The 12,970-nt window shown below is 48.8% G+C and carries 7 protein-coding genes; 5 read left to right on the top strand and 2 right to left on the bottom strand.

Annotation, left to right across the window (positions count from 1 at the left end; genetic code table 11):
• The 4 genes from QUB64_RS17430 to QUB64_RS17415 form a co-directional block, all read left to right on the top strand.
• Positions 1-2,368 (top strand): CHAT domain-containing protein (locus QUB64_RS17430; protein WP_333394149.1); only part of this gene is annotated, 2,368 nt, incomplete at its 5' end.
• 687 nt (positions 2,369-3,055) lie between these two features.
• Positions 3,056-3,775 carry a hypothetical protein gene (locus QUB64_RS17425; RefSeq protein WP_333272060.1) on the top strand — a complete coding sequence of 240 codons (720 nt, stop codon included), beginning with the start codon at positions 3,056-3,058 and terminating at the stop codon, positions 3,773-3,775.
• A gap of 95 nt (positions 3,776-3,870) precedes the next feature.
• On the top strand, positions 3,871-5,892 hold the full coding sequence (locus QUB64_RS17420) for a S8 family serine peptidase (RefSeq protein WP_333272058.1): 2,022 nt from the start codon (positions 3,871-3,873) through the stop codon (positions 5,890-5,892).
• 151 nt (positions 5,893-6,043) lie between these two features.
• On the top strand, positions 6,044-8,143 hold the full coding sequence (locus tag QUB64_RS17415; protein ID WP_333394146.1) for a CHAT domain-containing protein: 2,100 nt from the start codon (positions 6,044-6,046) through the stop codon (positions 8,141-8,143).
• 48 nt (positions 8,144-8,191) lie between these two features.
• On the opposite strand, the gene QUB64_RS17410 is transcribed toward QUB64_RS17415, so the two are convergent.
• Positions 8,192-10,150 (bottom strand): cation:proton antiporter, encoded by a 1,959-nt coding sequence (locus tag QUB64_RS17410; protein ID WP_333272054.1) that lies wholly within the window; start codon positions 10,148-10,150, stop codon positions 8,192-8,194.
• Between the two features lie 423 nt (positions 10,151-10,573).
• Complete coding sequence (locus QUB64_RS17405; RefSeq protein ID WP_333272052.1) at positions 10,574-11,866, bottom strand: GH25 family lysozyme; 1,293 nt, start codon at positions 11,864-11,866, stop codon at positions 10,574-10,576.
• 111 nt (positions 11,867-11,977) lie between these two features.
• Between QUB64_RS17405 and QUB64_RS17400 the strand changes: the two genes are divergently transcribed.
• On the top strand, positions 11,978-12,472 hold the full coding sequence (locus QUB64_RS17400; protein WP_333272176.1) for a DUF427 domain-containing protein: 495 nt from the start codon (positions 11,978-11,980) through the stop codon (positions 12,470-12,472).
• Positions 12,473-12,970: the final 498 nt, after the last annotated feature.

The following is a 12,970-nucleotide window of genomic DNA, read 5'->3' as shown; positions in this document are numbered from 1 at the left end:
AGCGATCGAGTATTCACAGCAGAGTTTAGCCATCGCCCGCTCCATTAAAGACCGCCAGGGGGAGGGTTTGGCACTGGGCAATTTGGGAGTGGCTTACCGCTCTCTAGGCGACTCGGCCAAAGCGATCGAGTATTCACAGCAGAGTTTAGCCATCGCCCGCTCCATTAAAGACCGCCAGGGGGAGGGTTTGGCACTGGACAATTTGGGAGTCGCTTACCGCTTTCTAGGCGACTATACCAAAGCCATTGAGTATTCACAGCAGAGTTTAGCCATCGCCCGCTCCATTAAAGACCGCCAATTGGAAGGTGCAGCACTGGGCAATTTGGGAGCGGCTTACCGCTCTCTAGGCGACTATACCAAAGCCATTGAGTATTCACAGCAATATTTAGCGATCGCAGGCGAAATTAAAGACCGCCAATTGGAAGGTACAGCACTGGGCAATTTGGGAGTCGCTTACCTAAATCTAGGCGACTCGGCCAAAGCCATTGAGTATTCACAGCAATATTTAGCGATCGCAGGCGAAATTAAAGACCGCCAATTGGAAGGTACAGCACTGGGCAATTTGGGAGGTGCTTACCTCTATTTGGGCGACTTGGCCAAAGCCATTGAGTATTCACAGCAATATTTAGCCATCGCCCACAAAATTAAAAACCGCCTTGGGGAAGGTGCAGCACTGGGCAATTTGGGAGCGGCTTACCTAAATCTAGGCGACTCGGCCAAAGCCATTGAGTATTTACAGCAACAGTTAGCGATCACCAGCGAAATTAAAGACCGCCTTGGGGAAGGTGCAGCACTGGGCAATTTGGGAGTCGCTTACCTCTATTTGGGCGACTATACCAAAGCCATTGAGTATTCACAGCAGAGTTTAGCGATCGCCCGCTCCATTAAAAACCGCCTTGGGGAAGGTACAGCACTCAACAACCTCGGATGGGCGTTCTTGAAAGCTGGCAACCCAACAGAAGCTGAAAAAATGCTCGTGAATGGGATTCAAGTTTGGGAATCGATGCGACAAATGCTCGGCTCCAACGATGCGAACAAAGTCTCCATCTTTGAAGGACAAGCCAAAACCTATCGGACTTTACAACAAGTCCGGGTGGCTCAGAATAACCCGATCGCCGCTTTAGAAATTGCCGAACGGGGACGTGCTCGTGCCTTTGTCGATCTCCTGAGTGAGCGCTTATCAACTGGTGATGCCAATCCGGTTATCGCCTCTGCTCCCAACCAAGACGAGATTCGACAAATCGCGAAAGCACAGAACGCCACTTTGGTGCAGTATTCCATCATCTACGACTACTTCCAGATTGAGGGCAAACAAGAAGGGCGTGAATCCGCGCTCTACATCTGGGTGATTCAACCCACAGGCGAAATCACATTCCGCGAGGTAGACCTCAAACCCCTCTGGCAGCAGGATAACGCCTCTCTAGTCAGCTTAATCATTAACTATCAAGAATCCATTCCTGTTCGTAGTCGCAGCAGCGATCGCTCCACAAAACCCGAACCCAACCACAACTTACGGAGGCTGGATCAACTGCTGATCGATCCGATCGCGAACCTGCTGCCAAAAGACCCCAACGCCCATGTCATTTTTATTCCCCAAGGTTCCCTGTTCCAAGTGCCTTTCCCCGCCCTGCAAGATCCCAACGGCACTTACTTAATCCAAAAACACACGATTCTCACCGCCCCCTCAATTCAAGTGTTGGATTTGACTCGACAACAACGACAGAAGCTACCACAGAAGCCAGCCAACGATCGCGGCAGGGCTCTAGTCTTGGGCAATCCCACGATGCCTCGCGTGTCTCTGTCTCCGGGAGAACCCAAACAGCAATTGTCTCCTCTACCTGGGGCCGAAGCTGAAGCGATCGCGATCGCCCCTCTGCTCAAAACCCAAGCCATCACGGGCGCGCAAGGTACGAAAGCCCAGATCGTCCAACAAATGCCCCAAGCATCGATTATTCACTTAGCAACGCATGGATTGCTCGATAATGTAAACGGATTGGCAAGTGCGATCGCCCTGGCTCCTTCTGGTAGCGATGACGGTTTATTGACCGCAGAAGAGATTTTTGACATGAAACTGCAAGCAAACTTAGTCGTTTTGAGTGCTTGCAACACTGGAGAAGGCAAAATTACCGGGGATGGAGTGATTGGCTTATCGCGAGCGCTCATTTCAGCAGGGGTACCCAGTGTGATCGTCTCCCTGTGGAGGGTTCCCGATGCACCGACAGCAGAATTGATGCAGTCGTTTTATAAAAACCTTGAGAACAACCCGAATAAGGCGCAGGCTTTGCGGCAGGCAATGTTGACCACAATGAAAACTCATTCTAATCCGCGAGATTGGGCGGCATTTACTCTAATTGGGGAGGCCGAGTAAGTTTTGATGAATAGCGAATTGGATTGATATTTTTATACCGAGCGAAGATCGAACAATCCCCTCAAGGACACGGCATTGCCAATAAGTGTCAACTTAAGACTGAAGCTATTAAATCTCGTTTTTACTTGAGTCTAGATCCTCCTAAATCCCCCTTAAGAAGGGGAGTAGGGGTTGACTTTGAGAGCAATTTCCGGTTCCCCCCTTCTTAAGGGGGGCTAGGGGGGATCTAGATCTCATGCTCTCGCCAACAGTCTCTGACTGCGTTTGACATTAAGTTGACACGCCTTGGCATTGCCGTGTCCCTACAACCATCTCGGTCAAACTCTTCAGTCCTCTTGAGCGAGGACTTGCGCTATGAGACAGGGAATTAATTCCCTGGCGGACTTACGAGCAAGCGAATTAATTCCCTGGCGGACTGTGGAATGAATCTTGGTTGGCGATCGCGTCTCCATCTCAAAACTGATGGAAGTGAACCACCTACTCTACATATTCACATACGTTGCACTTTCCCGCAATCAACATTGCACCTCTCTCTTCATCAGGTCTGTGGGTAGAACGAGTGAAATTTCCATCTGGCTTGCTTAAGATTTAAGTAAAGAACGACTCGAATTAAAAAATAATTTCTCAAATCAATCATCTGTTTGTTCAAAGTCGCTGTTCATTGCAGATATTTGCAAGGTAAAGCCAATGAAAACAAAAAAATCAATCCTACCAACCAAAGCAAAATGGGTTTCTCAAGTCATTGGATTTTCACTGTTGAGTATTCCACTCATGTCCAATCTTACCCATGCACAATCCGCCGGATCGTCTGCCCCTCAAATCGGATTCATATTTCAACAATATGAGGAATTTAATATGGGTGTAATCACTACATCTGTCATTCAATACAATGAGTCCGGCGGTTGTCAGTCCTACTCTACCACAGAGGAAATCGGTGGACAAGCAGTATTCATTTCTAGCACGATGCCGCCTGCTCCAGGGTTGCGCGTTACGATCCGAAATGTCACCCCTTGGATTGACCAAAACCCTTCTCCCTATACCGATCGTGAATACGACAAAGCTCCAAATTCGGAAGGATTTAAAGTGTCTCTTGGCACAATTCATAGCGGTAGATATTTAGCGGTGCAACCCGGACAAAACCACTTTTACTATGAGATAAAAAGCGGTAAAACCATCATTGAATCTGGTAGTTTCAACGTTAGAATTGACCACAAAACTCAAAATTTTGTTCGCGGAAGCGATCGGGAATGTCAAAGAGAAAATGCCTCGCCGGTGGAAGATACCTGGCCGAGGGAAAATGCCTGGCCGAGGGAAAATGCCTGGCCGAGGGAATTTGATCCGCTGAGGGAAGATGACCTGATGAGGGAATATCACCGGCAGAAGGACAAGCCAAGAAGGCGTCGATAGCTCAATCTTTTGAACTCATGAAAGGAATTGTGACACTTGCGTCCAAGACTGGTCTAGTTTCACATGAATAAATTTTGTAATTTGGAGCATCTTCCATGAACAATGATTTTGCAAATACAACCTTGTCTACTTCCCTTGCTCAAAACAATCTTCTTCTCGACAGCAACAGCGCCAGCCCGATCGCATTTCCTAATAATCTGAACAATCAGATTCAAGGATTCAACCACTTAAACGATGCGATCGATGGACAAGGCGGCGACGATCGCATGGCTGGACAGGGCTGTGATGACATCGTGCGGGGCACTACTGGCAACGATACACTCTGGGGCAACGCTGGCAAGGATATACTCTTGGGCAATGCTGGCAACGATATACTCTTGGGCAACGGTGACAGCGATACACTTTGGGGTAATGCTGACAACGATACACTCTGGGGCGGTGCGGGGCGAGATGTTTTAATCGGTGGGAGCGATCGCGATATCTTTGCGCTGAAACCACAGGAAGGAACTGATACGATTGTTGACTTCAACCTGAGCGAGCGCGATCGGATCGGTTTAGCTGGAGGGTTAACTTTTGATGAGTTGACCATCTCTCAAGGCACAGGGGACAATCGCAACGATACATTAATCAGCACCGAGACCGGTGAGCTACTGGCAATTCTGAACAACACCCATGCAAGCACGATCGGCAATGCAGCCTTTCTCACCTTGGGGAATCCAGGATTAATCACCAGCCAGGGCGATCGCGCAATGCGATCGGATGTCGCGCGCGATCGCTTTCGGGTAGACGGCACGGGCATCAAAATCGGGGTTTTATCTAATAGTTTCAACAGGCTGGGTGGGGTGGCCCAAGACATTGCAAGTGGTGACTTGCCCGTAAAAGGCAAGGTGTTGGCAGAAAATTTGGGAAATAACTTTTTTACGCCGACCGATGAAGGCAGAGCCATGCAGCAACTTATTCACGATGTTGCTCCTGGAGCCGATTTGTTGTTTCATACAGGCTATGCCAGCGGTCAGTTTAACAGCCCGCTAGAATTCTACAAAGCAAGTGAAAGGGCTATGGCTGATGGCATTCGCGCATTGGCAGCCCAGGGAGCGCAAATCATTGTAGACGACCTGGGCTTCCCATCTGAACCGATGTTTCAGGATGGCATCATTGCCCAAGCGATCGAGGAGGTCGTCAAAAAGGGTATTCCCTACTATACTTCTGCGGGTAACTCGGCTCGCGATAGCTATCAAAGTGATTTCAAGTCGGCTGGGTTCTTCGCGAATTATGGAGAACTTCACGACTTCGATCCAGGAACTGGGGTCGATTTCTATCAAAGCATCACACTGGCGAAAAATGATTCTTTCGCGATCTCATTCCAATGGGACTCGCCGCTCGATCGTTCAACCAACGACCTCGATATTTACCTGGTTGACAATACAAAACAAAAAATCTTGGCTAGCAGCCAACTGTCAAATGTGGGAGGAGATCCGATCGAGAATCTCACATTCCGCAATAATGGTTCGTTTGGCTCGGATCAGTTCAATCTCATGATTGGCAAGCGATCGGGTTCTGCTCCCGGTTTGATGAAGTACGTGGCGAGCGCTTCCTCTACCTTCAAAATCAACAATTACAACACCAATAGTTCAACTGTATATGGACACGGTAATGCCAGAGGAGTTGCAGCAGTCGGAGCCGCCCCTTACTTTCTCACCCCTGCTTACGGTGTAAATCCTGCAAGATTAGAAGACTTTTCTTCGGCTGGCGGCACTCCGATTCTGTTTGACGAGAGGGGTAATCGTCTACCCAAACCTGAGTTTCGCCCGCAGCCGAAGTTTGTCGGGCCTGACAACACCAATACGACGTTCTTTGGCACAGACATTCCTCAAGATGCTGACGGTTTCCCCAACTTTAGGGGCACATCGGCAGCGGCTCCTCATGTAGCGGCAGTTGCGGCTTTGATGCTGCAAGCAAATCCCCGCTTAAGTCCTGCGGATATTAATCGAGCACTAGAGCAGACGGCTCTGGAGATGGACGATCCAAACACGCCCGGTTTTGATGTTGGATTTGACTATGCTAGTGGATCTGGTTTGATTCAAGCCGATCGGGCGATCGCTAAAATTGTCGTCTAATTCAGATTAGAGTCCCCATCCCTGCCGCGAGCTCGGGGAGACAGAGTAAGGTTCTATGAAGGTCGATCGCCTGTGGCAGATTGAGGCGATCGCACGACGAGGGCAGAAAGAGCGATCGGGCTAATTCTCTAAATTCCAACTCTAGAATCCTATGCTGTATTCCCCATTTAAGCGACTCAAATCGACCCACTCTAGGCTCACTAATGTTTTCCTAGCTTCCATTTCCCTGTTCCTGCTTGCTACTATCCCGCTATTAACTACTCCTGACTCTCTCTTCCCAGCGATCGCTCAAACTACGAATGCTCGTCAAGCAGAGGGCGATCGGCTAATGCAGCAGGGCAACCAACAATATCGGGCTAGCCAATTCCAAGCAGCGCTGAATTCCTGGCAACAGGCACTCCAAATTTATCGCGCCCTCAAAAACCGCCTTGGGGAAGGTACAGCACTCGGCACTTTGGGAGGTGCTTACCGCTCTCTAGGCGACTATACCAAAGCCATTGAGTATTCACAGCAATCTTTAGCCATTGCCCGCTCCATTAAAAACCGCGAGGGGGAAGGTACAGCACTGGGCAATTTAGGAGTCGCTTACCTCTATTTGGGCAACTATACCAAAGCCATTGAGTATTCACAGCAATCTTTAGCCATCGCCCGCTCCATTAAAAACCGCCAGGAGGAAGGTACAGCACTGGGCACTTTGGGAGTCGCTTACCTCTATTTGGGCGACTATACCAAAGCCATTAAGTATTCACAGCAACATTTAACCATCGCCCGCTCCATTAAATACCGCGAGGGGGAGGGTGGGGCGCTCAACAACCTGGGATTGGCGTTCTTGAAAGCTGGCAACCCAATAGAATCTGAAAAAATGCTGATTGATGGGATTCAAGTTTGGGAATCGATGCGTCAAATGCTCGGTTCCAACGACGCGAATAAAGTCTCCATCTTTGAAGGACAAGCCAACACCTATCGGACTTTACAACAAGTCCGGGTGGCTCAGAACAACCCGATCGCAGCGTTAGAAATTTCCGAACGGGGACGTGCCCGCGCCTTTGTCGATCTCCTGAGTGAACGGTTATCTTCAGGTTCTACCAATCCGGTTATTAACACTTCTCCCGATCGAGAGCAAATCCACCAAATTGCCAAAGCACAGAACGCCACTTTGGTGCAGTATTCGATCGTCTATGACAGCTTCCAGATTCAGGGCAAACAAGTAGGGCGTGAATCCGCTCTCTACATTTGGGTGATTCAACCCACGGGCGAAATCGCGTTTCGCCAAGTTGACCTCAAACCCCTCTGGCAGAAGCACAACGCCTCTCTAGCCAACTTGATCGTTGGCAATCAAGAATTCCTGGCTGTCCGCAGTCGGAGCAGTTTTGGCTCCACCCAACCCCAACCCGACTTACCGACACTGCATCAACTGCTGATCGATCCCATTGCCAGCCTCTTACCCAAAGATCCAAATGCCCGCGTCATTTTCATTCCCCAAGGTTCCCTGTTCCAAGTGCCTTTTCCCGCCCTGCAAGACTCTGGCGGCACTTACTTAATCCAAAAACACACGATTCTTACCGCCCCTTCGATTCAAGTATTGGATTTAACCCGACAGCAACGACAGAAGTTATCGAGCCGACAATCCAACAGCGGTAATGCTCTAGTATTGGGCAATCCCACCATGCCTAGTGTGTCTCCCTCTCCAGGAGAACCCAAACGGCAATTGTCTCCTCTACCAGGGGCCGAAGCCGAAGTGATCGCGATCGCCCCTCTGCTCAACACCCAAGCCATCACGGGCGCACAAGGTACAAAAGCTGCGATCGTCCAAAAAATGCCCCAAGCATCGATTATTCACCTAGCAACCCACGGATTGCTCGACGATCTGCGCGGATTGGGAAGTGCGATCGCCCTGGCTCCTTCTGGTAACGATGACGGCTTGTTGACCGCAGAAGAGATTTTCGACATGAAACTGCAAGCAAGTTTAGTCGTTTTGAGTGCTTGCAACACTGGATTCGGCAGAATTACCGGGGATGGGGTGATTGGTTTGTCGCGCGCTTTGATTTCGGCAGGAGTACCGAGTGTGATTGTTTCTTTATGGGCGGTTCCCGATGCGCCGACATCCGAATTGATGAAAGCATTTTATCAAAACTTGCAAAATAATCCCGACAAAGCACAGGCATTGCGGCAGGCAATGTTAACCACGATGAAAACTCATCCCCAGCCGCGAAATTGGGCGGCGTTTACTTTAATTGGGGAAGCAGAGTAAGGACGATCGCGACAAGCAGGTTACAGAGTACGATCGGGGATAGTGCTCCTACCGCGAAACTGGCGGCTGCAAAACTTTAGCATCCTTTGCTATTTCCGTTTCCTCCAAAACCTGCTCTAAAACCGGAGAAGGAATCGGCACTTCTTCAACTACCTGATGCTTTTCCAAAGTCAAGCGAGACTGCGACGAACCCGACAATCTTTTTAACAATTTTGGTGTAGGATCGTACAGTAAATAAATAATGCGATCGCCTGCTTGCCAAATTTCGGTCGCCGAAACTACTTGTAAATATCCCTGTCTTTCCAGCAACAGCGGCGCCAACTCTCCAGCTTGCACCAAAGCTTGCAAGTGAGCAATTTGAAACTGCAATCCCTCGCTTTTTAACTCGGTTTCGCCCAATTTAACTTCGTTGTCGCTCAAATATTCGTTCCAATCCTTGAGCGACAAATCGGAGACAAAGGCTTGATTGATTTTACTGTTATTTGCAGGTGCATTGGCTTGCGGGTCTTTGGGGAATAATGCCAAAACTCTCGGCGGTGCAAACTCCTCCGCTGCTCGTTGAGCTAACACTAAGTTTACCTCGCCGTTGTTGGTCATTGCCAAAAATGTTCCCATCGAATCGAGTCCGGCTTCTTCTAACACGCTATGATCGAGAGCGCTGCTCAAAAACACTCGCAAACCTTCTCTTTCAGCTTGGGCGCAAGCTTCCGGGTTGGTGTCGATAATTGCCACAGATTCTCCGCGTTCTTGAAATAAGCGAGCAATTAATCTGCTTAAAGGATTTGACCCGACAATTGCTGCACCGGTTGCTGATTTTGAGGTAACTCCTAACAGTTGAGCTATCCATCCCGCCGTCAGCCCTTGCACGAAAACTGTCATGATAATTGTCAGGAAAACTAAGGCTTTAATTGAGTCGCCGCCGTTGATTCCCCGCTGGGTGAGCAAAATTGCAAATAAAGATGCGATCGACGCTGAGACAATTCCCCTCGGTGCTACCCAACAAACAAATAATTTTTGCCGCCAATTCAGCCCGCTGTTCCAAGTGCAAAGCCAAACGTCGATCGGGCGGACTACCCACATTAACGCTAAAACTGTAAACAAACTTCCCCAACCGAGGGCGACTACACTGGCGAGGGATAAATCGGCCGCCAGCAGGACGAACAGCACGGATATAGCCAGGACTGTAAGCTGACCTTTAAACCTCCGCAGCAGCCTTTCTTCCGGCACAGCAGCCGCTCTGAGGACGATGCCGGAGAGGACAGTTGCCATCAGCCCGGATTCGCTGCGGAGTTCTTCTGCTAGGCCGAACAATCCCCACAAACCTGCTAAAACGACTAAGTTTTTCAAGTCTTCTGAGAGAAATTGCGATCGCTTGAGAATGAATCCCAGCAGCCTACCTCCCGCAACTCCGACGACTGCGCCAACTAAAAGCCGCACGATTAAATCTCGGAACAAGACAAATAAATCAGCATTGCCGTTTAAAATAATATTCAGTACCAATACCGCCAGAATTGCCCCGACGGGATCGATTAAAACGCCTTCGGCTTCTAGCAAGGCGGCGACTTGTTTGTCAACGGATACTTGTTTGAGCAAGGGGCCGATTACTGTCGGGCCTGTGACGACTACTAGGGAAGCATACAGAAATGCGATCGGCCAGGGAAATTCTCCCAACCAGTGTGCGGCCATTCCGCCGCCAATGAGGGTAATTAAAGTGCCGAAAGTAACTAAATTGCGGATGCTACCGGAAACTTTGCCTAAATCTCGCAATTCCAAATTCAAGCCGCCTTCAAACAAAATTAAGGCTACTGAAAGGGATACCATAACTTCTAAGCCGCTGCCCAACAGATTGGGGTGCAACAGTCCCAAGCAATCGGGGCCTGCTAAAATACCGAATAGCAGCAAAAATACGATCGCCGGAACTTTCAGATAAGCGGCCAGAACTTGAGCGCTGATACCACAGGTGACGGTCATGACCATCAACAGGGTGATGTTAAAGGGGATTTCCATAGATACAATTGTTACAGGCTGCCCGCTGGCTTTTACAAGTGCGATCGCGGGTGATTAGAGTGCAGGCGCTATATTTGGCGCTGATACAAACTCGGCAGGGCCCTGGATTTTTCTGAATAAGATTAAAAAACGTTGATATTGGCTATAACTTTATCAGATAATTCTCTTGGCGTCAAAGATGGAGTAGCCCCTTTCTGAAAGTACACGCTAGAAGGCTGAAGGCTGAACGCTTTTAGGCCCAATGACTAGAAGTTGGTCATATTTGGGCAAATATTTTGATAATTGCTAACTATTACTAATTACCAATCTGTACCTCACACAAATGAGATTGGTTCGATCGTTCGGACTTCAGTCCTCTTAAAAACTTTGAGGACTGAAGTCCGAACGATCGAACCGACCAGGGTTATTTTCCCCCCAATAATATTACTTGCCATCACGGCCAGCATTCTGCCACCTGCGAAAAAACTCCGAGAGAATTGCCGGCGAAATTTTCCCTTCCAGCCAATCCAAAGCCTGGTTTTGGTTTGGTGCAGCCCGATAAAACTTGCAGGAATCTATCAGCCGAATCGGAGAATTTGTAGCATTAGATTGAGAACGCCACTTTTGCGCAAACTCGGCAATCACAGCCGGAGAAATTTGTTTTTGCAGCCAATCTAAAGCTTGGTCTTGTTCTGCCAAACCGCGATAAAATTTGCCGACATCTATTAATCGCAAATTAGTGTCGCCAGGTACAGCAGTTGTCCGCCACTTTTGAGCAAATTCCCCTAAAACAAAGGTAGAAACTTGACTTTGCAGCCAAATTAAGGCAGTATCTTGGCTAGCGCTAGCTTGATAAGATGAGAATAGCTCAGTCAGCCGCGCGGCTGGTACTGGAGTGGGTGTCGGAGTGGGTTTCGGAGTTGGTTTCGGAGTTGGTGTCGGCGCTGGAGGGGGGACAATTACTTTGGGAGATTTTCTCATCAAAGCGGCCCAGGTTTTGATGCCTGCGAGGCCGTCTGCATTGAGACCTTGAGATTTCTGAAACGAGATGAGCGCGGCTGTGGTGGTAGCTCCTAATTTGCCGTCCATCGCGCCTTGATAGAAACCTTTAATTCTTAATTGCTTCTGGATGTCTGCAACTTTATAATTGACGGCGCCTTCTCGGACGCTTTCAAAAATATTGCCGTCTACATTGCCCGAGACGCCCGACACGCTGTCGGTGTCGCTGTACTGCCAAAAAGTCCAAGTCTTCCAGCCGCCGGGCACCCAAGGTTCCTCAGCACTGGTATAGTGAGCAATCCATAGCGGATAATCGGCCAAGCGCTGTGTCCCGAGGTTGTCCCAGAATCCGGGGAAAGTGTAGATAATTGGTCGCATCAAGGTGGCTTTTTCAACTGCTTCGAGCCAAATTGTCGCGCGATCGCACAATTCGTCCGCACTCAAACCACCCGTAGTTTCCAAATCCAAGACTGCCGGCAAATCCCCCGCTTCGAGTTTGACAGTTTTGAGGAACAAATCTATTTGTCCTTGAACGCTGCTTTCCGGTCGAAAAAAGTGGTAAGCACCGCGTTGAATCCCCGCAGCTTTCATTCGGGCCCAATTGCCGGCGAAAGTTTGGGAGACCAATGTTGTACCTTCGGTCGATTTGACAAATGCGAAGAGAATGCCTCCCTTGGCAACTGCTGACCAATTGACATTGGGCTGGTAGTCGGAAACATCTATACCGCGAATGCTCATAGGAGGGAGATTTGAGAAAAGCTGGCTTTGTCTGAAGCAGGGACTAGATTAAGGCTACATTAAATTGTAATGCTAAGTCGCTAATTGTTTTTTGTAAGGGAGATTGTGTCAGTGAACCTCGATCGCATAGAGCCAGGCCCCGGTCAAGAGTCGGTTTGGGATTACCCGCGTCCCCCTCGTCTTGAGGAATCGACTAAACACGTACAGATTATTTTTAACGGAATGGCGATCGCCGACACGCGTCGCCCGTTTCGGGTATTGGAGACAAGTCACCCTCCAGCCTACTATATCTCTCCCGAGGACATCCAAATGGAATATTTGCATAAAACTTCACGGGGATCTTGGTGCGAATGGAAGGGACAAGCCGGTTATTACACTGTGACGGTAGGGTCGAAGGAAGTTGTAAATGCTGCTTGGTTTTATCCCCATCCCAATCAGGTTTTTGCAGCTATTAAAGATTATGTGGCTTTTTATCCGAGCCAGATGGATGCTTGTTATGTGGACGGGGAATTAGTGGAATCTCAACCAGGGGATTTTTACGGAGGTTGGATTACCAAAGATATTGTCGGCCCGTTTAAGGGAGGAATCGGAACTTGGGGTTGGTGAGTTCAACAGTTGACCGCTTGACAGTTGACCGCTTGACAGTTTGAGAGTGACCTCTACCCTTAAGTCCGAGGATTGGAGTAATTAATAGTCTGATTTTAATTTCTCCCTCAAAGGGTTCCGGCTTTCAACTAATTCTTTCTGGTAATTGTGAAATTGCTTAGTTTCTCGCCACCCTTCGCGGTTTTGGGTTTTGATTTGAGGACAGGCCAAGAAACCGCGTTTTTTTGCGCACAACTTAGTTACGACCTCGGCTCGGCTTAAAAACTGATTTTGTTGAGTTAGTCTGCGCCCTACATGAGTTAAGGACTGGCGCAGAAACCGTTTTTTTCCCCGACAACAAGCCAACAGTAAAAAAATCAAGAATACTATAAGTCTATTATTAACTGAGGATGAACCAATGCAATCCACACTGCCGAAGCTAACGAATCAGCCGCTCCTCAAACAAACACTGTAGTCAAGAGTACAGCCACTGCCAACCAAGAAATGTTAATATAAGTT

It is taken from the genome of Microcoleus sp. Aus8_D2, assembly GCF_036702665.1.
GTDB lineage: Bacteria > Cyanobacteriota > Cyanobacteriia > Cyanobacteriales > Microcoleaceae > Microcoleus.
This window is presented reverse-complemented; position numbering and strand designations above follow the sequence as displayed.